Source organism: Arthrobacter sp. CMU6, assembly GCF_059090205.1.
Genome location: NZ_JBNHFL010000018.1, coordinates 26,395 through 50,598, shown reverse-complemented (window position 1 = coordinate 50,598; position 24,204 = coordinate 26,395). Strand labels below are relative to the sequence as shown.

Annotated in this window: 23 protein-coding genes, 1 tRNA gene and 1 other RNA gene; 5 read left to right on the top strand and 20 right to left on the bottom strand. The window is 62.0% G+C overall.

The window, feature by feature from the left end; genetic code table 11:
• Positions 1-114 precede the first annotated feature (114 nt).
• Complete coding sequence (locus AC5RWD_RS13895; protein ID WP_494020565.1) at positions 115-936, top strand: ParA family protein; 822 nt, start codon at positions 115-117, stop codon at positions 934-936.
• A 90-nt stretch (positions 937-1,026) separates the two neighbouring features.
• On the opposite strand, the gene AC5RWD_RS13890 is transcribed toward AC5RWD_RS13895, so the two are convergent.
• From AC5RWD_RS13890 to gcvH, 5 genes are all read right to left on the bottom strand, one after another.
• Entirely contained in the window at positions 1,027-1,623 is a 597-nt protein-coding gene (locus AC5RWD_RS13890; RefSeq protein ID WP_494020564.1) for a MerR family transcriptional regulator, read from the bottom strand.
• Between the two features lie 253 nt (positions 1,624-1,876).
• Positions 1,877-2,380, bottom strand: a complete 504-nt coding sequence (locus AC5RWD_RS13885) for a bifunctional nuclease family protein (protein ID WP_003801809.1) — start codon at positions 2,378-2,380, stop codon at positions 1,877-1,879.
• Positions 2,380-3,096 carry a transcriptional regulator FtsR gene (gene ftsR, locus AC5RWD_RS13880; protein ID WP_043418625.1) on the bottom strand — a complete coding sequence of 239 codons (717 nt, stop codon included), beginning with the start codon at positions 3,094-3,096 and terminating at the stop codon, positions 2,380-2,382. Before ftsR ends, AC5RWD_RS13885 begins: the two co-directional genes overlap by 1 nt.
• Positions 3,097-3,118: 22 nt before the next feature.
• Complete coding sequence (locus AC5RWD_RS13875; protein ID WP_307101238.1) at positions 3,119-3,595, bottom strand: FHA domain-containing protein; 477 nt, start codon at positions 3,593-3,595, stop codon at positions 3,119-3,121.
• A gap of 146 nt (positions 3,596-3,741) precedes the next feature.
• Positions 3,742-4,128, bottom strand: a complete 387-nt coding sequence (gcvH, locus tag AC5RWD_RS13870; RefSeq protein WP_003801813.1) for a glycine cleavage system protein GcvH — start codon at positions 4,126-4,128, stop codon at positions 3,742-3,744.
• A 155-nt stretch (positions 4,129-4,283) separates the two neighbouring features.
• Between gcvH and AC5RWD_RS13865 the strand changes: the two genes are divergently transcribed.
• On the top strand, positions 4,284-5,156 hold the full coding sequence (locus tag AC5RWD_RS13865; protein WP_494020563.1) for an Fpg/Nei family DNA glycosylase: 873 nt from the start codon (positions 4,284-4,286) through the stop codon (positions 5,154-5,156).
• A 213-nt stretch (positions 5,157-5,369) separates the two neighbouring features.
• Here AC5RWD_RS13865 and AC5RWD_RS13860 read toward each other — a convergent pair whose 3' ends face one another.
• From AC5RWD_RS13860 to ffs, 7 genes are all read right to left on the bottom strand, one after another.
• Positions 5,370-5,825 (bottom strand): very short patch repair endonuclease, encoded by a 456-nt coding sequence (locus tag AC5RWD_RS13860; RefSeq protein WP_494020562.1) that lies wholly within the window; start codon positions 5,823-5,825, stop codon positions 5,370-5,372.
• Between the two features lie 372 nt (positions 5,826-6,197).
• Complete coding sequence (locus AC5RWD_RS13855) at positions 6,198-6,737, bottom strand: hypothetical protein (RefSeq protein ID WP_494020561.1); 540 nt, start codon at positions 6,735-6,737, stop codon at positions 6,198-6,200.
• 25 nt (positions 6,738-6,762) lie between these two features.
• On the bottom strand, positions 6,763-7,929 hold the full coding sequence (locus AC5RWD_RS13850; protein WP_494020560.1) for a DNA cytosine methyltransferase: 1,167 nt from the start codon (positions 7,927-7,929) through the stop codon (positions 6,763-6,765).
• Positions 7,926-8,984, bottom strand: a complete 1,059-nt coding sequence (locus AC5RWD_RS13845) for a DNA cytosine methyltransferase (protein WP_494020559.1) — start codon at positions 8,982-8,984, stop codon at positions 7,926-7,928. Before AC5RWD_RS13845 ends, AC5RWD_RS13850 begins: the two co-directional genes overlap by 4 nt.
• A gap of 266 nt (positions 8,985-9,250) precedes the next feature.
• Positions 9,251-10,096, bottom strand: coding sequence for a nuclease domain-containing protein (locus AC5RWD_RS13840; RefSeq protein WP_494020558.1), 846 nt, complete (start codon positions 10,094-10,096; stop codon positions 9,251-9,253).
• A gap of 605 nt (positions 10,097-10,701) precedes the next feature.
• Positions 10,702-12,456 (bottom strand): hypothetical protein, encoded by a 1,755-nt coding sequence (locus tag AC5RWD_RS13835; protein WP_494020557.1) that lies wholly within the window; start codon positions 12,454-12,456, stop codon positions 10,702-10,704.
• A gap of 818 nt (positions 12,457-13,274) precedes the next feature.
• Positions 13,275-13,371, bottom strand: an RNA gene (gene ffs / locus AC5RWD_RS13830) — signal recognition particle sRNA small type.
• A gap of 164 nt (positions 13,372-13,535) precedes the next feature.
• Here ffs and AC5RWD_RS13825 point away from each other — a divergent pair.
• Complete coding sequence (locus AC5RWD_RS13825) at positions 13,536-14,180, top strand: hypothetical protein (protein ID WP_494020556.1); 645 nt, start codon at positions 13,536-13,538, stop codon at positions 14,178-14,180.
• 657 nt (positions 14,181-14,837) lie between these two features.
• On the opposite strand, the gene AC5RWD_RS13820 is transcribed toward AC5RWD_RS13825, so the two are convergent.
• Together AC5RWD_RS13820 and AC5RWD_RS13815 are read right to left on the bottom strand one after the other, a co-directional pair.
• Positions 14,838-15,713, bottom strand: coding sequence for an AAA family ATPase (locus AC5RWD_RS13820; protein ID WP_494020611.1), 876 nt, complete (start codon positions 15,711-15,713; stop codon positions 14,838-14,840).
• A gap of 681 nt (positions 15,714-16,394) precedes the next feature.
• Positions 16,395-16,619 carry a helix-turn-helix domain-containing protein gene (locus AC5RWD_RS13815; RefSeq protein ID WP_494020555.1) on the bottom strand — a complete coding sequence of 75 codons (225 nt, stop codon included), beginning with the start codon at positions 16,617-16,619 and terminating at the stop codon, positions 16,395-16,397.
• Positions 16,620-16,743: 124 nt separating this feature from the next.
• On the opposite strand from AC5RWD_RS13815, the gene AC5RWD_RS13810 reads away from it, so the two are divergent.
• Positions 16,744-17,346 (top strand): hypothetical protein, encoded by a 603-nt coding sequence (locus AC5RWD_RS13810; RefSeq protein ID WP_494020554.1) that lies wholly within the window; start codon positions 16,744-16,746, stop codon positions 17,344-17,346.
• Positions 17,343-18,491 (top strand): tyrosine-type recombinase/integrase, encoded by a 1,149-nt coding sequence (locus AC5RWD_RS13805; protein ID WP_494020553.1) that lies wholly within the window; start codon positions 17,343-17,345, stop codon positions 18,489-18,491. The genes AC5RWD_RS13810 and AC5RWD_RS13805 overlap by 4 nt, the downstream gene beginning before the upstream one ends.
• 90 nt (positions 18,492-18,581) lie before the next feature.
• Here the strand turns inward: AC5RWD_RS13805 and AC5RWD_RS13800 are convergent.
• From AC5RWD_RS13800 to AC5RWD_RS13775, 6 genes are all read right to left on the bottom strand, one after another.
• A tRNA-Pro gene (locus AC5RWD_RS13800) sits at positions 18,582-18,658 on the bottom strand.
• 140 nt (positions 18,659-18,798) lie between these two features.
• Positions 18,799-20,349 carry a ribosome biogenesis GTPase Der gene (gene der / locus AC5RWD_RS13795; protein ID WP_494020552.1) on the bottom strand — a complete coding sequence of 517 codons (1,551 nt, stop codon included), beginning with the start codon at positions 20,347-20,349 and terminating at the stop codon, positions 18,799-18,801.
• A 10-nt stretch (positions 20,350-20,359) separates the two neighbouring features.
• Positions 20,360-21,043: a lysophospholipid acyltransferase family protein gene (locus tag AC5RWD_RS13790; RefSeq protein ID WP_494020610.1), complete on the bottom strand. Its 684-nt coding sequence runs from the start codon at positions 21,041-21,043 to the stop codon at positions 20,360-20,362.
• Between the two features lie 43 nt (positions 21,044-21,086).
• Complete coding sequence (gene cmk, locus AC5RWD_RS13785; protein WP_494020551.1) at positions 21,087-21,800, bottom strand: (d)CMP kinase; 714 nt, start codon at positions 21,798-21,800, stop codon at positions 21,087-21,089.
• Complete coding sequence (locus AC5RWD_RS13780; protein ID WP_494020550.1) at positions 21,800-22,909, bottom strand: prephenate dehydrogenase; 1,110 nt, start codon at positions 22,907-22,909, stop codon at positions 21,800-21,802. The genes cmk and AC5RWD_RS13780 overlap by 1 nt, the downstream gene beginning before the upstream one ends.
• A gap of 3 nt (positions 22,910-22,912) precedes the next feature.
• Positions 22,913-24,151 carry a pseudouridine synthase gene (locus tag AC5RWD_RS13775; protein WP_494020549.1) on the bottom strand — a complete coding sequence of 413 codons (1,239 nt, stop codon included), beginning with the start codon at positions 24,149-24,151 and terminating at the stop codon, positions 22,913-22,915.
• Positions 24,152-24,204 lie beyond the last annotated feature (53 nt).

The following is a 24,204-nucleotide window of genomic DNA, read 5'->3' as shown; positions in this document are numbered from 1 at the left end:
CGGGCCGAGGTCAACATATGATGAATGGGGCGGCGGAAGCCTGCCCCGGTTCCGGCAGTACCGGAACGGAACGTACCCCAACACGGCAACCGGCGTTAGGTATTGGTTTATCAAGTGCAAGTAGTCAGCATCAGCAGCCTCAAGGGCGGTGTCGGCAAGACATCCGTTACAACCGGACTGGCGTCTGCGGCACTGGCCGCAGGCATCCCAACCCTCGTAGTTGACCTCGATCCCCATGCCGACGCCAGCACAGCCCTCGGGGTGCAGCCCAGCGACAAGCTGGACATCGGCAGGATGCTGAAGAATCCGCGCAAGGCCAAGATCGCCAGGAACGTCGTGCCCAGCGGCTGGATCAGCCGGGTAACCGTTAAAGGTTCCGGTCCAGCGGTGCTCGATGTCGCCGTCGGATCCGCGTACACCGGCATCTACGACCGGCCCGACCTTGGCAAGCGCGATCTGCGCAGGTTGTCGGCAGTGCTCGCCGGCGCGGATGCCTATGGACTCATCCTGGTGGACTGCCCGCCGTCCCTGAACGGCCTGACCCGGATGGCCTGGTCCGCCAGCAACAAGGTGGCCCTGGTGGCCGAGCCTGGCCTCTTCTCCGTGGCCGGCACCGAACGCACCATGCGGGCCATCCAGCTGTTCCGGCAGGAATTCGCACCTAACCTCTCCCCCGCCGGCATCGTGGCCAACCGGGTCCGCTCCGGATCCTCCGAGCACGCTTTCCGGCTTGCCGAGATGCAGGCCATGTTCGGCGACCTCCTGCTGACTCCGCACATCCCGGAGCAGGCCAACTGGCAGCAGATCCAGGGCGCGGCACATTCGGTCCACCACTGGCCGGGCGACTCCGCCAAGGCCGCTGCCGGGCTCTACGACACGCTGCTGGGGAACCTCATGGCCACCAACAAGACCAGCCGCAGCCGGAGCGCCCGCTAACAGTGCGCTTTGCTCATCCAGGGCTGAATGTATGAAGGCCGCCTCCCGGACGGGAGGCGGCCTTATGCGTTCATCTGCTGGCTGGTGCCGCTAGCCGATCTTGCGGGCGGCGCGGCGCTTGCTGAGTTCGTCGTCCGGGAACGTCTGGTCGCTGGCGTGCTCGCTGGGCAGCAAGGCGAGGCTTCCCTCGACTTCGCGCCAGACGCGGCCCACGGCGATGCCGAACACGCCCTGGCCGCCCTGCACGAGGTCGATGACCTCGTCCGCGGAGGTACATTCGTAGACGCTGGCGCCATCGCTCATGAGGGTGATCTGGGCCAGGTCCTCGACGCCGCGTTCACGGAGGTGCTCCACGGCACTGCGGATCTGCTGCAGCGATACCCCGGTGTCCAGCAGCCGCTTGACCACCTTCAGGACCAGGATGTCGCGGAAGCCGTAGAGCCGCTGGGAACCGGAACCTGCTGCGCCGCGGACTGCAGGCTCCACGAGGCCGGTGCGGGCCCAGTAGTCGAGCTGCCGGTAAGTGATGCCGGCAGCCTTGCAGGCCGTGGGACCGCGGTACCCGGCGTCCTCGTCCAGAACCGGGAGATCCTCAGTGAAGAGAAGGCCCTGAGCACCGCTTGCGGGCACGGCAACGCCGGCCGTCGAGGGTCGCTTCAGCTCGCCTGCTTCGCCTTTCGGACTCACGTGGATCCTCCTTGTCATGAGCTCCCCTGAGGAAGTTGCCGCAACAGCTGCTACGCGCACGAAGTCCGGAATGAAATTCATGCTTGTAATTCGGCCGGAGTAGCACTTTCCAGTGTGACTTGCGCCGCTGTCGTATGCAATGGGAACTTGGTACCTTCGACGTTAGGCCTGCCGCGGCCCAAGGTCAAAGACGTTCGCATGATTAGTGGGGCGTGTCGAAAGTTTCAGCCTTAACTTTAACCTTAACGTGACCTTAGCCGTCGAAATCCTCGGGTTCGACGTCGTCAAGGAACTCCCGGAACCTGCGCAGCTCGCGCTCTTCCTCCACGGTGGGGCCGGGCTCCGTGTCCTCGCCCTCGTCATGCTCGGTGATGCGCACGCCGGCCTCGTCCATGACAGAGTCAGCGCACCAGATCCGGCACTTGGCGCGCAGCGCGATGGCCAGCGCGTCGGATGCCCTTGAGCTCACCGTCGCCCCGTTCTCGAACTGGAGCTGGCCATAAAAGATGTTGTCCTCCACGGCCACGATGTTCACGCTGACCACGGAATGGCCGAGCGTCTCGACGACGTCCACCAGGAGGTCGTGGGTCATGGGGCGCGGCGGCACCACGCCCTGCTGGGCCAGCGCGATGGCGCTTGCCTCCGGTGTCCCGATCCAGATGGGAACGTGCCGTTCGCCGTGCATCTCGCGGAGCAGCACCAGGGGCTGGTTTGAAGGCAGTTCGATGCGGACGCCCACAATCTCGACTTCGATCATCAGATTTCCATCCGCGAGATACGGTCCTGGACAAGGGCGCGGTGCAGGGTCAGGCAAAGGTCGCTGATCTCCCGGGCGGCTTCCGCTGCCCGGGCCTGCGACGCAGCGTCCCTGCGCGAGGTCAGGGTGGCCACGGCGCGTTCCACGAGTCCGAATTCACGCTCCGCGGCCGCCTGGAAGGGCCGGAGGTGCCGTGGCTCCAGTCCGTGGCTCTCCAGCTGGACGCAGGCGCGTGCCACCTGGAGGGCGTGCTCATCGAATTTGCCGTCGGTGTGCCCGATGAGGCCGAAGCTGAGCAGTGACTGCAGGAGCGGCACGCTGGCCCCCGACTCCGCACGCAGCTGCTCCTCGCTGAGCCTGCGTGCTTTGTTCTGCAGTTCCGCGGCGAGCTCGTCCGAGACGATCCGCGGGGAGACGGTAACGCCGGGCGGAAGGTTCTCGGGCCGTTCGCCCCGGTCGATGGCGTCAAGGTAGTCCTTGATGACCTTCAGCGGCAGGTACTGGTCACGCTGAAGCGACAGGACAAAACGCAGCCGTTCGACGTCGCTGTCCGAGTACTGCCGGTAGCCCGCGGGGGTACGGCGGGGATTGATGAGCCCTTTTTCCTCAAGGAACCTGATTTTCGACGCCGTCATGCTGGGAAAGTCATCGCTCAGCTGAGCGAGCACTTCCCCGATGTTCAGGACCAGTGGTCCCCGGCGCTCCGGTTGTGCCATTGCCACAGGCAGCCGCTCCGAATCAGACGCGTCCTGCTGCGCGGGCAGGGCTCAGGTAGAAGGTGAGACGGAACTTGCCAATCTGGACTTCGTTTCCGGACCTCAGTTCCACGCTGTCCACGCGGTCATGGTTGACATAGGTGCCGTTCAGGCTTCCGGTGTCCACCACCTCGAAGCTCCGCGGGGTGCGCCGGAACTCGACGTGGCGGCGGGAGACCGTCACGTCGTCGAGGAAAATGTCAGCATCCGGGTGCCGCCCGGCCGTGGTGACATCGGAGTCAAGAAGGAATCGGGCACCCGAGTTCGGCCCGCTGTGGGCCACGAGCAGCGCGGAGCCGGAGGGCAGTGCCTCGACGGCAGAGCGTTCCTCCGGGGAAAGCTTGGGTACGATCGTTGGCTCATCATGTACCGGAGTGAGGTTAATCGAGGTGGTTTCCGAGGCCCCGCCCGCACCTGTGCCGTAATCGCCGTTGGTGTGGTTCTGTTCGCCGCCAACCATGGATTCCTCCTCCTTCGTTGCAGATGTCCCCCTGCAATCAACGCGTACCGTCCGGAACTGCCGGGCAGCTCCGGTATGCCGCCCGCCGTCCGGCCGTTGGACTCCATTGCTGGACTCCCGTGGCCGGGCAGCGGGACCGGTTAGCTTTAGCCTACCTGTTGTTCGTACTCCGATGCACTGAGCAGGGAATCCACTGCATCAGGTTCAGCGAGCTTGACTTCGATCAGCCAGCCGTCGCCGTACGGATCGGAGTTGATGAGTGCTGAATCGCTGTCGAGTGCTTCGTTGCGGGCCACGATCTCGCCGGAGACGGGCGCGTAAATGTCGCTGACGCTCTTGGTGGATTCGACCTCGCCCACGACGTCGTTTGCCTTAACAGTTGTACCGACTTCCGGCATCTGGGCGTAGACGACATCCCCCAGTGCGTCCTGGGCGAAGTCGGTGATCCCCACGCGGACCACACCATCGGCATTCGGTGCGGTCACCCATTCGTGTTCGGCGGTGTAGGACAGATCAGAGGGAATGTTGCTCATCAGGGGCCTTTCATCGGGTCAATCACCAATGTCAACGGAGGCGTAGGGAACAGCCACCGGTTGAAAGTATATGCACAAGTCCCTGGCCGCCGGCTGTGCCATGATGCCCCTGCGGGAACCGCCCAAGCGGGCATTCCTTGTGGCAAAGTGGTGCCATGCCGGAACTACCCGAGGTGGCCGCACTGAGCACGTTCCTGGACGCGCGGCTGCGCGGCGCCGTGCTGGAGAAGCTGCAGATCCTGTCCGTGGCGGTACTCAAGACGGCGGATCCTCCCTACACGGCGCTGGCGGGCCGAACGATCACCGGCGTGGAGCGGTTCGGGAAGTTCGTCAGCATCGACGCCGGCGGCCTGTATTTTGTCTTCCACCTCGCCAGGGCGGGCTGGGTCCGTTACACCGAAAAACCCTCGCCCGATCCGCTCCGGCCCGGCAAGGGTCCCATCGCGGCCCGCCTGCACCTTGCCGGGGCGGACGGCACCAAGATGGGCATCGACCTGACCGAGGCGGGCACCAAGAAGGGCCTGGCGATCTACGTGGTGGCAAAGCCGGGCGACGTTCGCGGCATCGCCGAGCTCGGCCCGGATCCGCTGGCCCCCGCATTCACCCGGGAGATGTTCGCCGAGATCCTCGCCGGGCACCCGCACCAGATCAAGGGCGTGCTCCGGAGCCAGAGCGTCGTTGCCGGCATCGGTAATGCGTACAGCGACGAAATCCTGCACGCAGCGAAAATTTCGCCGTTCGCCATGGCCAATTCACTGGAGCCGGCGAAGGTCGCGATCCTGTTCGACGCCATCCACACCGTCCTGGGAGCCGCAGTGGCCCAGGCCCAGGGCAAGGCGCCCGCCGACCTCAAGGACGCGAAACGGAGCGGCATGAACGTGCATGGCCGTGCGGGCCAGCCCTGCCCGGTATGCGGTGACACCGTCCGGGAGGTGTCCTTCGCGGACACTGCCCTGCAGTACTGCCCCACATGCCAGACCAACGGCAAGATCCTGGCCGACCGCAGAACGTCCCGTTTCCTCAAGTAGCACGTGCCGCCGTCGTACGGGCAACAAAAAACCCCGCCAACCCAGTAGGGTTGGCGGGGTTTTGTTGTGGTCGGGCTGACAGGATTTGAACCTGCGACCCCTTGACCCCCAGACATCGGCGCAAGATCCAGACGCATCCGGGACTACACGGTCCGCGCCCAGGACTAGGGCTTCGAACGGTGCCGGACAGCCCCGGATGACAGGCAATGGTGGTCAGAATGGTGGTCGGGCCACGCCAACATCTTTGCCCTTCCCCCGCAAGCGTTCGACTGCGTGCTGAACGTCATCGGCCACAGATTCAGGATCTTCGTGACTCCAGTAACGGAGGACCGTCCAACCTGCGGTGCTCAGCTGCAGAGTCGTGTCCAGATCCCGGCGTATGTTCCCCTCTACCTTGCCCAACCAGAAACCTGCATTTGCCTTCGGGAGAGTGCGATGGACTGGGCATCCGTGCCAGAAGCAGCCGTCTACAAAGACGGCGATCTTTAATCGCGGAAACACTAGGTCTGCGGTCCTACGTAGATGAGGTATAGGCCTGCTGTTCACGAAGTAGCGCAGGCCGCGGGCATGGATCGCCCGCCGTACGGCAAGCTCAGGCTTAGTGTCTCGGGATCGATTGCCCTGCATGGACTTTCTGACCGCGGGAGTAGTCGCCCAGGAGTCCTCCATTCGGCCAATCTAAGCCGCTCGGTGCGGGGCCGCAAACGCCGCACACGTAGGTCTTAAGGAACGACGTGGCCTGATATGAATCATGCCTCTTCTCGACAGAGTGATCGACGGGGGCAGCGAGGGCTCCGTTGCGCCCGGCAATCTACTCCGACAGATGCTCACGATCGGGGTGGGATGCAATCCGACAAGCTCATTGAGTGGGCGAACCGCGAACTACGGGTATATAGGACAACAGGCGCGTTTAGCTTGGCAGCTACAGTGGTGACCATTCTTCAAGCGGAAACACTCGGGCCGATTTCGGGGCAACCTAACGCCGCCGGACGCCCAAGTCACCCTACCCCGGCTACCCGATCTGCGACAGCTGATGGCTCGCTAGTTGATCGTTCCCTTGGGATCAACGCTGCCATCGTTGCGGTTAGCGAAAGGCCTTGCGCCGCCATGAACGTCCTTGAATTCCATGATGAGATCCCGTTCCTCTTCCGTCGGGCGGACCGTCTCTTTCCAGGTCACTGTGAAGGAGTCTCTCGTGGGCACTCGACGAAGGTCTTCTCCCCCTCTGTGGTTAGTACCCGCCCGGTAAACGAAACCGCGCAGTTCCTTAATCCGTTGCCATAGCCCGTCCCTCTTCCCATCTGGATCAGCCTTGCGGAAAGGAGCTTTTCCTATATAGAGGACGGATGCGGCCGGAAGCCAACGCTCGGCGAGGCGTTCGTCGGAAGTGAACTTTCTGTACCGTGGATGATCTGGAGGTAGGAATATGGGCACTGCTGCGGGTTGGTGGAGCACGACGTATATGCCCTCGATGTCATTCGCTCCTCGAGATGCCAAGACGTCAGTTCGCTTAATGGGCTTCAACAGTATCGGTTCATGGAAGCCAGCGGCGATTAACCCCTCCACGGTAAATGTGGTCATGCCCACCACCCTCAGGAATGCTTCCTCAGGCGGCCAGACGCACTGAGATGTAGTCATCCAGCGAATCAAGGAAGCCGTCAGCAAATCGCAACGTCGTGCTCCTTGCGGCACGACTAGCAAAACCGGACGCAGCCCTAAATGAGAGCGGTTTGAGGTCGTGCAGTAGGAAATCGCTGATTTTGTATTCAGGGCGAAAAGGCCGAGTGCTGACGGGTGCGACATATACCTTGCCGCCGACCCCGTAACCCGCTGCGGGCCACTTCCCGCCGGTAGCCTCTTTCGACCAGTTACCTTCCACCAGGATCCCGGGAGACGCCAACCGCTTCCCGATCCACTCGCTCATCGGCACGCACACAGCGTTGCCGACCTGCTTCCAGCGCGCGCCTAAGCTTCGCGGCACGAAGTCTTGAAGTTCCGTCCAGCCAGCCGGAAAACCTTGCAGCCGTTCCCCATCTTCAATGGAAGGAGTTCCGAAGGTTCCGGTTTCGGGATCCCATATGGCTGGTGCGGAGGGGATTCCTAAGCCTGATCCGCCTTTAACGGTAGGCACAGCGTCCTTGGTCCATCCCAGTCCCCTAAATCCCTCGGTCCAATAAAACCCGTACATCGAACCGCGTTCCACAGAGCCCACTGAGTCGTCGTACTCCGGTCCGTCGTCGTTGTCGCTAAATAGAACGGTCCGAGGATCTTGTGAAAGGCTTGCGACGATGATGACCCTCTGACGCCTTTGCGGCACGCCAAACGCCCGAGCGTCAACCACACGGTAAGCCCACCGGTAACCAAGCGCCTCCAGGGCTTGGAGTACGAAGCCAAGCCCTTGTCCTCTGTTGAGCTTCAGCAGGTAGCTGACGTTTTCAAGCACGATCCACTCAGGCCGCTGCTTGGCCGTTTCGATAAGACGAAAGATCTCGCTGACGAGCCCCGACTGCTGCCCCTCAATGCCGACCTTGCGTCCTGCTTGACTGATATCCGTGCAGGGAAATCCTGCGGTTAGTACATCTACCTTTGGGAGCGCCCTGAGGTTGCGGACATCTTGAGTCAGGCGTACGGATGGGAAGCGCTCTAAAAGCACTGCCCTCGCAATGGGATCCACTTCGTTGAGAAGGACAGTACGATGACCTGCACGTTCCATGCCAATCTCCAGGCCGCCGATTCCAGCGAAAAGGCCGGCAACCTTGTAGGCGCGGGTCATCGGACAAGCTCCAAGGCGGCTGTGTAGGCGATCATCGTTGGTACAGCATTTCCTATCATTTGTTGCAGCGAGCGACGCCCCGGGAGGGGAGCAAAATTGAACCATCCCGGGAAGCCCTGGATACGAGCAGCCTCTTGTGGCGTCAGCGTCCGGGGTTCTAGTGGATGTACAAACCTGCCTTGACCGGTGCTCCCGAATCCGGCCGTAATAGTCGGGGCAGGTAGGTGAGGATACATGCGTCCATACACCGCCTGGTATCGGTGAGGCTTGAGACGGTGGCAGTCTGGTCGTTGGTCATCAGGAAGTTCGTATAGTTCGTGCTCGAACATGTACTTCATACGTCTTTCATTCTGGGCATAGTGCTTAGCACTCGTGTTCCATACGCTGCCGCCCTTGCTCTCACCCAGCCGAGCGATAGCATCGAGGACCGGCCGCGGGGCTTTTCTCATGTCATCCGCGAGCCGATCAACTGACACGTCGGAATGCACTCGGCTGGCCAGCAAGATATGCCTCCGACGGGCCTGCGCACCTCCGAGCTGAGAGGCGTTGAGGATCCCGTAGGAAACGTTGTATCCCATCTCCGTCAACGCTTTCTCGGCGATGTGCACTACGCCCTTCTGGGCATGCATCACACCGGGAACGTTCTCGATAAGGACGTGCTTAGGGCGGACGACTTCCGCAAACCGCACCATCTTCAAGTAGAGGAGATTCTTGGGGTCCGCACGTCTTGTGTGATTGTTCAAGTCGCTGTTGCCTTGGCAAGGGGGGCCTCCAATAAGGAGGTCCAACCCGGCAAATTTTCGGGCAAGCCTCCGTTCCTCAAGCCTCGGAGAATCACCTATGTCGCCAGGGACTAGGTCGTTAACGTCGGATTGCGATGCCTCGGCGTCGGCGAAATTGGTCCGAAACACCTCCAGCGCATCGAGATTATTGTCCAAGGCAAACACGTGCTTTGGTTTCTTTCCCGCCGCCCGAATAGCCTCTGACGCCCCCAAAGACAGGCCACCGCAGCCACTGAACAGGTCTACTACCGTCACATCAGGGCCAGCGGACATGGGAGCAGGTCCCTCTAGCCATTCGTCCCAAAAAGCCTCAGAAGGCGCAAGACCCTCCCGCCCGGGAGGCGTTATCCGCCTTCGCATGGTTTCGTGGAATGATCCGTCCCGAAGGAACACCCGCCGACGCACAACGCTGTCATCTGCTTCGTACTCTTCCTGCAACCTTTGTGGGACAAATTCTTCGGGAACGGGTTGCAGGCTCATGATGACTACCCTAAGGGAAGGCACCGACAGTTCATGACCGCGCCACGTTCAGGCCCGCCCTATGTAGTCAGAGACACAAGGACGTTCCTTACAGTGCGGCGGAAACTGTCAGGTACATCCTGGTAGAAGGGCAGCGTAGCACCACCAATGCGGGAAGATGCCTTGTGCATTCGGGGGGACGTGTCGTTAGACACCAACGTCACACTAATGATTCGGCGCCCAGGCTCGTCAGCGCTCGCACACTGTCCAATCTGCAAACCCCACATGTACTTGCTGCCGCCCGTGGCCGCGGCTTCCCTCGTCAGAGGCTCGAAGGCTCTGTATTTGGCATCGAAAACCGCTACCCGAGTAGGCCGCTGTGGTTTTGTGGCGAACAGAAGAACGTCCGGCCTGAGGTCTGAGGAACTAGAGGAAATTCCTTCCGGGAATTTGCTTGTGAAAGCCTGCGTCGAAGTGACAACCGCCTGTGCCAGCATGCCAACAACCGTGCCGTCGGACAACGTCCATGTATACCCCCAATCAGCACCCACCAATTCAAGTCGCTCAGATGCCACCACGTCTGTAAGTTCCTCATTGATTGTGCGCTTGGTGCATATACCAACCCACCCCTCATACAAGCGCCATATCTCGCTGAGCGGCGCCGAAGCCTGCGAGCCATTCCTTGTCGCGTCGAAAGCAGACACAACAAGCTGGAGAGATTCCCAAGCATGGATTAGTGAAACGGGCCATGAAGAGATCGGTGTCGGCTGGGAAGAGCCGCCCGCCTTGCCCGCAACGCGCAGAAATGGTGCGGCGATCCATGAAGCCTCTTCAGGTGACAAGCCTTCCGTCGTACGGACTATTTTTGCTACCGCCAAAGCGGCTGCAGCCAAGGCGGGGCAATCAAAATCCTCATACTCACTCATCAAACGCAGGCTGTGAGATGGAAGTATCCGGCCGTCAACGCAGATACCCGCGGCTCGTCGAGCTCCCGTCAAAGCTGTCTGACGTAGGTCTTCCCTGCCGCCAGGCAAGTCGATTGGCCGGACAGTCGAGACCGTCTCATGTCTTTGGGGCCAAGCAGCAAGAACCTCTTGGCATGAGGCGTGAGCGCGGTGGATTGCGGCTAAACGCAAGTGGTCCGATGGCTTTGCTCGTCCCGGCAGCCCACGCTGCTGGCCCAAGACGCTAGCCGGTGCATGACCGGTTTCATTAATAAGGTCCTCCCAGAGCGCCCCGAGCGCCTCCATCGTTACCGGGGCAGGCGGATCCAAGGTCAGCGTTTCTATCTTGGGGCTCCCGCCAACGCTTACAAGTACGTCGACGGATCCGCAACATATATCTGACCCGCTCATAGTTGATCTATCGACGTCCAGAAAAGTAGTCGTTCCCTCCTGAGTGACGCGAAGGCCCGCGGGCGCGAGAACGAACGTGCCGGCTGTCTTCAGAGCTGTGCTCCGAAACCGATCCCTTAGAACAATGGTCTGTGGCCGTGGATCCCAAACTGAAGATCGTCGCCAGGCTTCCGTTTTCACGAGAGGGAGGCCCAGAAATCCACCGATTCAGGAAAGACTTGGGCAGTTCTGGCACGTTCTAGGCGGACCAGCCTCGCCTGCAAAACACCGAGGTCTAGACCCCCACTGGTTGCCAGCAAATCCTTCGACGCAATCAATGTCGTCACGGCGGCATTAAATTCCTTCGGACCCATTTGCGGCAAAAAGACATGCAGAAAGGCGTTCTGCGCCGCCCATTTACCGACCTGCAGGGCATCAACGTTTTGGATCTTCTCGCAAAGGCGGACATACCAACACATATATAAGGCTGCGCGGTTAAGATCCCGCCGACTCGGTTGAAACCTGGATGACTCCTCTATCGTGTTTAGCAGTTCGTGTAGATGCCCCAGTAGGATGGCGAGGTCTTGTTCCGAGTATGTGTTCAAAACGGCGGACGGATTGCCCAGCACGTTCTCAGGGAAGCTTTCGAGTTCGTTTTCCGCCGCTCCGGCACTCGCCAATATAGAGGCAGCGGTATCGGCAATCACTTCCATCTCCCGGGGCTCCAAGAGCACCACCAGGCCTCTTCCCGTTACCTTCCGCGCCGGGGCGGGACTTGTCGAGTCAACATTGATGGTGGCAAACACCCGAGGCCACGGGCCAAACTGGAGCGCTTGAGGTATGGGTATATCGGTAACTCCGAACGTGTGCTCCTTGGCGCTGTTATGAAGCGTCCAATTTATAGTTGAAACTGATGTTGCGCTAAGACCATGAGTAACCGGCGCGAGGTAGGCCTCCACCACTGACATATTGGCCTCTTCTACCAAGAGGATAGGGCTAAAAACGGAGGCACCAGCACCCTCGCTGATGTTCAGGAGCCCTTGGCACTCCTCATGGAGCAGTAAAAAGGTTTCAGTATCAGCGGTCGCGGCGAACTCGGTAGTTAGCGCTGAGTAGTACCCCGCGACATCTTCTGGTCCGAGCCAACCGCGACGCGCTTCGATGACCGCGAAAGACTCTGGAGGTACAAAGAATTCCGCAAGCAGTCTGGCCAGCGCGCTCTTCCCGGTGCCGCTGGGGCCTGCAAACATCAAGAGGTGACTAGAGAGGGCGCATGCTAACACGTCGATTATTGTCGCCTGATCTAAGGTCAGGCCCCTCTGTGTAGCCAACTTGGCCAGCAAATCTGGAAGCTCGGGCACCTTTTCCATGGAACGTGTGACACCCTGAGCAAGATCGGCGAACCTGGTTTGGTCGACCATCACATCAGCAGGAGGCGTCGTTTCACCTTCACCTGAAGCCTGAACGGACACGAGCTTATCTTCTGTCAGGGTAGGGAAATGCTGCATCAACCTTACCGGCAAGGTTTGATCGGATCTATGAATTAGCTCCGCAATTGTCCAGAATGGATTATCAGCCGTCCCATTATTTGTGAAGACCGCAACGTTTACAACCTTCGGAAACCTTCGAATTCGATCTGCGGCAACCCGTCGGAATTTTTCGGAGTTGTATGTTCCTTTGCAGAATATGAGGTAAAGGTCTATATCCTTGTCGTTACTTTCGGTAAGGACGTTGGCAGCGCGCCCCGACCCGTTAGCTTTTTTGCATCTCGTGGTGACTGGCCCCTGGCCGTCCGCCTCTAACTCCTCGGCCACAATCTTGTCGACTTCTTGCCACGCATAGCCGGTTTTGGTACCCACTACCACCTTATTAGCGGCGTTGCTTAGTTTAACTTCGAATTCGTTTGGGGTGGTCGGATCGGCGCCCGTGTCAGGAAAATCGTCAACAGTCATTATTCAATCATCGCAGCCATGGAGCGGAAGTCAGGCGGCAGTAAATGCGTGTCGGGCTACAAAATTGCCCTCTACCCCTTCTTGGACCTACGCCTCCTCGACTCGCGCTCAAGCCGCGCTGCGTTAGGTCGGGCGTCCTCAGGTGCCAGTCAACGTGAGATTACCGGAGCGTAGTCGCCAAGTGGAAAAGTCGGGGGCCAGCGTCTGTCGAAAACCGCAACCAGGAAGCAGAAGACGTGATCGCTCAATCCGGGCGGAAACCGCTGGGTATCGGTGAGGCTTGATACGGTGGCCAGTCTGGTCGTTGGTTCGGACCACGTAGAAGTGCGCGACGTCTCAAACAGCTTGCCGGTGGTTCAAGGTCGCCGAGGACACGCGATTGGAGGCACCGTCCTCATCTGCACCTTCGGTTGAAGCCCATTTGTCCTTCTTAGTTCTCCTGGCCGGGGGCTCGTCCCTCAGGGAGACTTATAGACGCAATAAGGCAAACGCTGTGGCTGCTCTTCCTTGGTCAAAGTCCTGCCGATTTGTGGTCCTACAACGATTCTCCACGCATTCTTCACCCTTGACATGCATGCCACGGTTAGACGGTTTCGGCATAGTCATCGGCCGAACCCAAGGCTCAGTAGCAGGTACCCGCCGCATTTGGCAGCACTGTCGAGATGGGCCAAATCACCTTGCATCTCAGTCGCAGATACATCGGTGAAGGCTCAATCCAGTCCCCGGCTATCGGTAACGGCCATAGTCCTCCGGGCGGTCAAGGCAGCGCTCCACTGAGACCCTGGAACAAGCGAACATGCCACGCGCTCTAACCAGCACGCAAAGACCCCCCATGCACCCGCCAGAGCCCGTCTACCCTTGCTACCTTCCGGTCCTGGGGGAGTTCAACAGGATGACGCCACATGAGGGGCCGCCAATAACCTTACCCGAATCTCGCGCGCGTCCTAAATCTGCGGGAGCGGGTAAGACTACGGGAGGGGACGCTTTCACTACGACGTGCTATCCAACCAACGGCGACGACATTTTGGCCCTCTAGGATGAATCTGACCGTCCGCCGGCCCAGAGCAAGGAGAGCCCCAGTGGAAACTGCGATATGGATTGCGCTCATTTCCGCCCTTGGCGTCACTCTGTCGGCCTTCATTCAGTGGAGATCCAACAAGGCAACACTGACAGCGGCAGAGAGACGTGAAGTCGCTGAACGCGAGGACCGCAACAAGCAAATAGCCGCAGATAGAGAACATCAGCGGTTGATGGCGGCTGCGTCAGATGAAAGAGCCCTCGCCCTGAAGAAGTGGGAAGCTGACAAGGCCCTTGCCGAGACTTGGCGACCCAAACGTGCTCAGGCTCATGAAGAGGCATTGCGGGCCATTGAGGCGTATCGGCAGGCAACGAATAGCGAGAAGATCGATTTCGTCATGTCGAGCATACGAAAAGCGGCCGTGCAGGGAAAAGGTAAGCAATTTGGGAGTATAGCGATGGAGCTCGACGCGGCAAGTATAGACGTCCACACCTACGGCTCGGAGAACGCGTCCAGTCGTTTTCAAGAGGTGAGGACAACATTGATCAGCCTTCAGAGTGCATTCATGACGAAGAGACTCCTGTCGCCCGATACGCCGGTCAGCAGCGATGAAATGAAAAGCCTTGACTCCCTTATGCAAAAGCTGGACGGTGACATTGCCGCGTATCGAAGAGCCGCGAAAGCCGACCTTGGAACAGAAAGTTAGGCGGATGCTGGCCAACAGCTCGGTTGGCGGCCGCGCGTCCTAATTATTGACCAAGGTGCCGGGGAATTGCGCTGGCCTACCTAGACCCTCTTGTAGAGAGGGGCCTTCCATTCCATGCCGGCCTGCGCGGTGCGGAAAGTGTGTGTGGCGCCGAAACCTGATCTTCAAGGGGGCTCTGCGGATTTGAGCCATTATGAGAAACAAGACCCCGGCGGGGCCACGGACCGAATTTTTGCAAACTCATACCCCCCTCCCCATTGGCCGATACGTCTTGCGACCACGGCGTGCCGAGGGCTTCGTCGAACCTTGTGAATCATCGTTGAATGAGCATAGGATCGTCCTGCCAGATTGCCCAAGGCAGGCAACAGTCGCGTAACCTCTGCATCGCTTTTGACCTATGTCGTCTTCCTGCTGGTGCCCCGAGCTAGCGCCCCCGCGGCTGGTCGGCCAGTGATCCCCGCGAGTCGCATCATGGACTCCCTTGCCGGTACTGGGCGTTGCCCAGCTGTTATTCACATATGGTCTGTGGCCTCATGAGCAGAAGTCGGAGAGTGCCTTTGTTCCTCGTTCCCGACACATAGGCCGGAGGAACGAGGAACATCGCCACCGGCGCGTTCCTCGTTCCTAAGGAACGTCAAGGGAACCAGGAACGGGGGATCAAAAACTCGCCAGCGACCCGAACTGCTGGCGGTAGGCCCTCCATCCCCTGGCCGCCCGGTCCGTCCCCCATTTCAGGCGATCCTTGATGTCCCGGACGGAGTCCGGTGCCGGATCGAGTGCCTTCAACGCGGCCAAGTCCGGTCCCGGCACAGCCTCAGGCACAACGTCCCCGGACGTCGGCGCCCAAACCGACCACGTACCGTCCGCGTCTATCCGGAACGTACCTGCCAGCGGTTCCCGCTGACCGCCCGGGCACGTGGCCCTCAAACCTCCATGCCGGTCCTTTTGCAGGACCAAGCGGCAGGAGCCGCCCCTCCCCGGTGCGAAAGGCTCATCGATCCGGACACGCAGCGATGTTCCCCCGATTGCCCGCATCTTCGCTGCCGTCCCCGTCGGCCCCTTGGTCTCCGGGTTCTTCGCCACGTGATCGATGACGATGAGGCAGCATCCGGCCCGAGCCAGCGGCTTCAGCGCCCCTGCATGGGCGATGGTGAAGTCGTCAGGGCTGTTGGAGTTGAGGTTCATCACAGGGAGTAGTTCTCCGATGCTGTCCATCACCACTACAGACGGCACCCACTCCCCCAGATCCGCAACCGTTGCCATGAGGTCTGGTCGGTCTTCCGGTTCCTTGTACCGGAAGCGGGCAAGATCTGACAATGCCGGTCTTGGCGCTCCCAGTTCCAAGAGTCTGGCGACCGTGGAGGCCATGCCGTTGTGGTCCAGATCCACCACGGCGGCGGAACCTCCGTCTGCCAAGGCTTCCGCTACAGCAGCCAGGGCCACCCAGGTCTTACCAGACTCGGGTTCACCGAACAGCATGTTGACCTGACCCTGATAGAAGAGCGCCGCGTCGTCGCTGCGCGCAAAACTGATGGTTGCGGAGGCTTGGCCAACGTACCGGCGAGCAGGCCTGCCACATCCCCGTACACGACACCTGATGGGGCGTTCCTCGTTCCCGCCCCCTCTGTGTGAGGTACAGGGAACGGTTCAGATGCAGATGCGGGTATCGTCTGGATTGTGTCGTGTTTCCCGCAAATTGAAGTTGAATTTGTCAGGGCGATGTAGGGGTTCGTCACGGCCTGCCACTCTCCGCGGTCGGCTCCCAAGTGAAACGCCGGGAGTCCGGATGATTCAGGTTCGCCTGCCGGGTCTTTTCCCGGGCAATCTGGACATCGATGAAACGTGCCGCCCAGCGGACAGTGGTCCTGATATCCGCCATATCCGCCAGTCCCGCGGCTGGGATGTCCCCACGCCGTTTGTCTGCCCTGTCTTTGCCGTCCCGCCAGTCCGCGCCTAGCCTTACGGCCAGCTCCCATGGGCGCCAGCCCAGCTGCTCCAAGCGTCGGCCCTCTGCGGCCCGCTCCCATGGTTCAAGACCCTCTACCGTGGGCGCCACATTGAACGCTGGAGGGCACGGGTCTAGGGGATCACGGCGGCCGTCCGCAAACGGTGTGCAACGGTGGGACGCATGGCGGCGGCGAATTAGACTAGTGGCGATATCAAGGTTTGCGGCCCCCGATGTTTCCAGGCGTCGGGGGCTTTCTTGTGACCTCATCAGGCACCACCGCCCCTATCTGTTTCTTCCAGGTCGTTCAGCCGGTTCCTGTGTTCAGCCAAGCCTCGGACGTATCGCTCCAGCTCGTCATGGGAGATATACGTGCGGCGACCGACTTTGATCACGGCTATATCGCCAGCCTTAATCACTTCGTAGAGGGTGGATCGGCCCATCCCTCCAAGGACCTCCTGAGCCTCAGGGAGCGGGTGCAGCAGGCGGACCATCGCAAAGTCTCCTTCCGGTAGTGTCCCCGCGTATCCACGAGGACATTGACTACTGTGGCAGGGAAATATCACACTTTGGAGTGTCAGTCGCCTGCCACTTACCGACACAGGAAGGATGTACCAGATGGAATCGAGAAAAAACATGAAGATCAGGAAGCGGATAAACCTCGATATTGGTTGGGCAGAAGCCGATCTAGCAGGGAAGACCGTGGAGGTTGGGGACCGCACCGTACCCGCGCTCATCTTCGTGACCTTCCCCGGCGCCGAAGGGCAGCCCAAGCTGGAGCTGACTCTCGACTCGTCCTCAGGAATCCCCAGATGCACGGACGCCCGGCTGTCAGGGCCTAATCTGCGCTCACACGACTTCCGGCAAATCGACCTCGCGACATGGATAGAACAAATCGTTCCGCTCTTCATGGACGAAATCGTTGAACGCCAGATATCAGACGACGGCCGGGTCCAGATGAAAATTGTTCAGCGCGTTGCCGACGTTGATGCCGCCCATACGAAGGAGGCTAAGAAGGAGCTCCGAGAGTCGATTCGGGCGGGCCGTCGAAAGGTAACCCCGGAGTTACTGAAGCGGGTTGCGGACACTTACAGGTCAGATGAAGCCACGCCTGCGCAAGCCGTACAAAGGGCGTTCTTCGTGTCCCCGCGGACGGCGTATCGATACATTCGTGAGGCCAGAAAGTTGGGCTTCCTTGAGCCAATTGAGGACGGGCTTTGAGCACGTCAAAGAGGCGCGGCAACCACGAGGGTTCCAACCCTGTCCAGAGAAGCGATGGCCGGTGGCAAGTCCATATCCGCCATACTGACGACAACGGCGTCGCGAAGCGGACAACGGTTTACGGGAAGACGCCCAAGGAAGCCCGGGATAAGGCGGACGATGTCCGTGACAGGCTGAGGGCCCACCTGCCTGCAAGGGACCGAAGGGTGACCGTCGGCGTGTTCACGGCTGAGTGGATGTCCTCGACGCTTGCGGCCTCCGACCGCAAGTCAACCACGAAGGAGATGTACGCCGCCGTGGCTAGGAACCACATCATAAACGCGGGTATCGGGCGGATATCCCTAGACAAGCTGAAGCCCTCTCACGTGGAGGCATGGAAGGTGGAGCTCCAGCGGCGCGGACTTGCAGAATCAACGGTGCGATCCGCCTACACTATTCTGCGCGCGATCTTGGACACTGCCGTTCGGGACGAGGCACTCGCTAGAAATCCTGCCGCCGCCGTGGCCCGTCCCAAGGTGGGCAAGAAGGAGGCCATGCACCTGACTCCGGCACAAGTCCGAGTTCTCCTTGAAAAGGCAGGGTCGAGCCGGTACGCGGCCGTTTTCGAGCTGTTGGTAAACACAGGTCTCCGGCGCGGTGAAGCGTTGGCGCTGACCTGGTCCGATGTCGATTTCGATAAAAAGCTGATCCGGGTACGCGGGACGCTTGCTCGGGTGAATGGACAGCTCATGGTAACGGAGCCCAAGACGGAGAAGTCCAGACGTGTGATCCGAATGTCTCCGTCATCAGAGCGAATTCTCAAAGCTGTTCGGCTGAGACAGAAGGAGGAACGCCTCAAGGCTGGCTCCGTGTGGGTGCAGACGCACTATGTCTTCACAACAGAAACCGGGGAGCCCTGTGACCCCAGGAATGCCCTGCGGGCGTTGAAATCTGCCGCAGCCAAGACCGACCTGCCCGGCATCGGCCTACACACCCTCCGCCACTCGGCGGCGACGGTGCTGATCGAGAACGGCGTCCCGCTAAAGGTGGTCTCGGAGATTCTCGGCCATTTCTCAGTCAGCATCACGGGTGATATCTACGGTCATGTCTCCCCAGACGTTTCCGCCGGGGCCTTGGACGCTCTGGGCACGGCGCTAAGCGGCTAATGGTGGTCACAAAAGGTGGTCACGACGTGATGAGAAACAACAGAGGCCGTCTCCGGTTTCCCGGAAACGGCCTCTGATCAGTACTTTCTTTGGTCGGGCTGACAGGATTTGAACCTGCGACCCCTTGACCCCCAGTCAAGTGCGCTACCAAGCTGCGCTACAGCCCGTCAGTTCCGCCGTTCTCCGCTTTGGTGACTGTTCCGAAGAATTTCACCTCAGCAGTCCGGCCGAACCACCTAGAAGAGCTTACACGATTCCGGAGGGTGCCAGTGACACTTTCCGGCATTCGCCGCCCGGTGTGTCGTAATTAACGCTTCTTGCCCCGCTTTTCACGCACACGCATGCTGACTTCGATGGGCGTTCCCTCGAAGCCAAAGGTTTCCCGCAGGCGGCGGGTGATGAACCGGCGGTAGCCCGGGTCCAGGAATCCCGTGGTGAACAGGACGAACTTCGGGGGGCGGCTGGAGGCCTGCGTGCCGAAGAGGATGCGGGGCTGCTTGCCCCCGCGGACAGGGTGCGGGTGGGCTGCAACCAGTTCACCCAGGAAGGCGTTGAGCCGTCCGGTCGGAATGCGCCGGTCCCAGTTTTCCAGCGCCAGTTCCAGCGCCGGCACCAGGCGGTCCTTGTGCCAGCCCGTCTTGGCGGAGATGTTAACGCGCGGTGCCCACTCCACGTGCGCCAGGTCCTGCTCGATTTCGCGTTCCAGGTACCGGCGGCGTTCGTCGTCCAGCAGGTCCCACTTGTTGAACGCGAGCACCAGGGCACGCCCCGATTCGATGGCCAGCTGCAGGATGCGGACGTCCTGTTCGCTGAGCACCTCGTCAACGGCAAGAAGAACGACGGCGACCTCCGCTTTTTCCAGCGCACTCTGGGTCCGGAGGGAGGCATAGAAATCGGCGCCCTGCGCCATGTGCTGGCGCCGGCGGATGCCAGCGGTGTCCACGAAGCGCCAGGTCTGGCCGCCGAGTTCAATGAATTCGTCGACAGGGTCGCGCGTGGTGCCGGCGGTGTTGTCCACCACCACACGCTCGGAGCCGGCCAGCTTGTTCAGCAGGGAGGACTTGCCGACGTTGGGGCGTCCGATCAGGGCGATCCGTCGCGGGCCGCCGGAGCGTTCAACACCCTCGACGGTGGAGAACTCTGGCAGGGTGTCCATGACGTGGTCCAGCAGGTCGGCGACGCCACGTCCGTGCAGGGCAGAGACAGGGTACGGCTCGCCGAAGCCCAGGCCCCACAGGACTGCCGAATCGGCTTCCTGTGCGAAGTCGTCCACCTTGTTGGCCACGAGGATGACAGGCTTCTTGCTCCGGCGGAGCATCTTCACGACGGCCTCGTCGGTGGCGGTGGCTCCAACGGCCGAGTCGACGACGAACAGCACGGCGTCAGCCAGCTCCACGGCCATTTCGGCCTGCTCTGCCACCCGGGCATGGATGCCGCGGGCATCGTGCTCCCAGCCGCCGGTGTCCACCAGGGTGAAGTTCCGGCCGTTCCAGTTCGCCGAGTACATCACGCGGTCGCGCGTCACGCCGGGAGTGTCCTCCACGACCGCCTCGCGGCGGCCGAGGATGCGGTTGACGAGGGTTGACTTGCCGACGTTCGGGCGGCCGATGATGGCGAGCACGGGGTCCAGCTTGAGCGGGCCCTCGAGCTCGTCCTCGTCGTGCAGGCCGCTGAGGAGCGCGGCGTCTTCCTCGTCGAGTTCGTAGTCGTCCAGTCCGGCGCGGAGGGAAGCGGCGCGAAGCTCCGCCTCCTGGTCGTCCAAGGCTGCCAGATGTTCTGCCACCTGGTCCGTGCCGGTGGGCGTGTATTCGTCTTCGCCGGCGCCGGAGTGGCCGGAAGTTTGAGTCGTATCGCTCATTGCACTTTCCTTAATGGTGGTCTGCCGGCGGTCCGGCTACTGCGGTGGAACGTTGGTGCGGATGATCCGCGGAGGGCAGGGACAGCCCGCTGAGCCGGACAGTGTCGCGGACGTGTGCGGCCAGAAGGTCACGGATTTCCGTGGCCGCCCTGTCCATTGAAGCACGCCCGGTTTCATCCGGTTTCCGGCCGAGCGCGAGGGGTTGGCCAAAGCTGACGTGCAGCCGGCGGCCCGGTTTCGGGATGCTGTCCAGGTGTTCGCCGCCCTGCCGCGTGCCCAGGATGGCCACGGGCACCACGACGGCGTCGGAATTCAGGGCGAGCCACGCCACTCCGTTGCTGATGCCGGCTGCGGTGCCGCTCCCCCGGGTTCCCTCGGGCAGGATGCCGACGCAGCGGCCGGCGTCGAGCACGTCCTTGCTGAGCTGGAGAACCGCACGGTCCCCCGCCCGGTCGACCGGAAGCTGGCCAGACGCCTTCAGCACGCGGCCAAGGATGCCCTTGAACATCTCCTTCTTGACGAGGATGTGCATGGGCCGGGGCGAGGCACCGAACATGACGGGACCGTCGAGGAAGCTGATGTGGTTTCCTGCGAAAATCACCGGCCCCGCGGCCGGAACGTTGGAGCGCCCGGTCACGGATGTGCGGTAGACGATGTTGTTCAGGAACCGGCCGACGGGCCGGCTCCAGGCCATAGTCCAGCTCCCGGGAACTCCAGTCCCCGGCATCCTGGCCGATTCACTCATGGTTGATGACCTTGGTGACGATGCGGAGCGCGGCGGACACGGTTTCCTCGAAATCCAGCTCCGACGAATCCAGTGTCACGACGCCGTCCGCCGCCTGGGTGAAGTTCACCACTGTGGAGTCCTTCGCGTCCCGCTGGGTCACCTGGGCAGCCAGCTGCTCGGCACTTTGCGTTCCGCCGAGCTGGAGGCCGCGGCGGCGGAGGCGCGCCTCCTCGCTGGCGGTCAGAAGCATGCGCACCTGGGCAGCGGGCGCGACGACGGTGGTGATGTCCCGGCCTTCCACCACCATGCGGCGGTTGTGCTTTTCGATCAGCGCGCGCTGGCGGCGGATGAGTTCCGTCCGGGCACCGAGCGTGGTGGCAACGGCGCTGACGGCCGAGGAGATTGCCGGTTCCCTGATGGCGTCGGTAACGTCCGTGCCGTCGACCCGCACATACTCGGTGTGCGGGCTGGTGCTGATGTCCAGCGGCAGCTCTTCGGCGGCCAGCTCGACGGCGGAGGCATCAGAAAGGTCTGTTCCGCGGTCGAGGCAGTACCACGTGAGGGCCCTGTACATGGCGCCCGTGTCCAGGTAGGCAAGGCTGAGGCGGCGAGCCACTTCCTTGCTGACGCTGGATTTTCCGGAGCCGGACGGCCCGTCGATGGCCACCACCAGCGGCCGGCCCAGCCGGAGGGCAGGCAAAGTTTCGGTCAGTTCCTGTGTCATTACTGCAGTACCCGCCATCCACGGTCGCTTAGTGCTTCTACAAGGAGGTCATGCGCGCTCGGCAGCACGGAGATCTCCACCATGCCCACATTCTGCCCTGAGGAGTGGTCCAGGCGGAGATCTTCGAGGTTGACGCCAATCTCACCGATCTCGGTCAGCAGCCTGGCGATCTGCCCGGGCCGGTCGTCCACGAGCACCGTCAGCCAGGAATATGCCTGCGGCGGTCCGCCGTGCTTACCCGGAATCCGTGCCTGCCCGGCATTGCCTTCGCTCATCAGCTGGGCCAGGTCGAGACGGGCCCCGGCGGCCGCAGGGTCTTCCAGAGTTCCGATCAGCCGGTTGAGGTCTTCGCGCACACCGTAAAGGATCTCCACCACCTTGCGGGCATTCGCCCCCAGGATCTGGACCCACAGTGTGGGGTCGCTGGCTGCGATGCGGGTGGTGTCGCGGAGCCCGTTCCCTGCCAGGGAAAGGGCGTGCAGCGGCGTGTCCTGCAGACGGGTCGCCAGCAGCGAGGACATCACCTGCGGCAGATGGGACACCAGCGCCACGGCCCCGTCGTGTTCCTCGGCCGTGAACTGCGACACGAGGGCCCCGAGGTCGGTGGCCAGCGTCCGCGCAGCCTGGACCGCCCCGGCCGAGGATTCCTCGGTGGGGCAGACAACCCACGGCATGGAGGTGAAGAGCTCGCCCCTGGCGGCGACGGGCCCGGATTTCTCGCGCCCGGCCATGGGATGGGTACCGACGTAACGGCTGAGGTCAGCGCCGCGGCTGCGCAGGTCCTCCAGGATCGCCGCCTTGACGCTGGCGATGTCGACGACGGTGGCGTCCGGATAGTCTGCCAGCGCACGGTCCACAACTTCCGCGGTGACATCCGGCGGCGAGGCGACAACCACCAGTTCAGGGCTTTCATCCCCCATGGCGGCCAACGGCAGGCCGGCGCCGATGTCGACGGCGACCGCCTGGTTGGTGGGCGAGGGGTCGGACAGGTAGACGGCAACGCCACGGCCGCGCAGGCCGAGACCGATGCTGGCGCCGAGCAGACCCGTGCCAATAACGACGACCGGCCCGTTCAGATGTCCGCGGCCGTGCGTACGGAAAGCCGACATGCCCTACAGCCCCACGGATGCCAGCAGGTGGCCGACTTCCTGCTTGCCGAGGTTGCGGATGCTTCCCTGGCGCTGGTCGCCCAGGCCGATGGGCCCGACCTTGACGCGCACCAGGCGCAGCACCGGGAATCCGACGGCGTCGAACAGGCGCCGGACAATGCGGTTCTTGCCGGAGTGCAGCACCACTTCGATGAGCACGTGGCCGGGAGTTGAGTCGACCAACCGGAAGGAGTCGACCGACGCGAAGCCGTCCTCGAGTTCGATGCCCTCCTTGAGCTGTGCGCCGATGCCCTGCGGGAACGGCCCGCGGACCTGGACCAGGTAGGTCTTGGGGACCTCGTAGGACGGGTGGGTCAGCCGGTTGGCCAGCTCGCCGTCGTTGGTCAGCAGGAGCAGGCCTTCGGTGGCGACGTCCAGGCGTCCGACGTGGAAGAGCCGTTCGCCCTGGTTGTTGCGGACGTAGTCGCTGATACACGGCCGGCCTTCGGGGTCCTCCATGGTGGACACCACGCCCTTGGGCTTGTTGAACACCATGTAGACCAGGGTGTCATCGAGCTGGATGCGCAGGCCGTCCACGTGGATGACGGCGGTCTTGGGGTCGACGCGTACGCCGAGCTCGGTGACAACCTTGCCGTCGACCTCCACGCGGCCCTCGGCGATCATCTCTTCACAGACGCGGCGCGAGGCAACGCCGGCGGAGGCCATTACCTTCTGCAGGCGGACGCCATCGGCATCGTGGACTTCCGACTGCGGTACCTCGGCGCGGGGACCGCGCGTCCGGGAGGGCCGGCGGACCGGACCCAGGCTCTGGCCGAAGCGTTCGCTGCCGAAGGCGCGCGAGCCACCTGCCCTGGGAGCACCCGATTTGGGCTTCAGCGCGCCCGGGGTGCCGGGGGCCTTGTTCGCTCCGGGCTTCCGGGCAGCGGCCGCCTTGCGTGCACCGGCCTTGGGTGCGCCAGTCCTGGGTGCGGGGGCCTTGGCGCCCGGCTTCCAGTCGCCTGCCGGCCGGCGGCCGGCGGGTGCCTCATCGGGATCGACGAAGCGCTCCTCGCGCGGCTTAGTCTTGTAGGTGCGGTCGCCGAAGGGGCGTTCACCGCCCTTGGGGAAGTCGCGCTTCCCGGCGCCCGCGCCGCGGCCTTGTACCGCCCCGCGGCCTTGCGCCGCGCCGCGCGCGGCGTTGCTGTCCGGACCTTTGCGTCCGGAGCTGTTACGTGGTGAACCCTGGCGTCCCGCCTGTGTCATGACCCGTCCTCTGTGATTTTGACCGGCAAAGGTTGTCCAAAGACAACACTAGC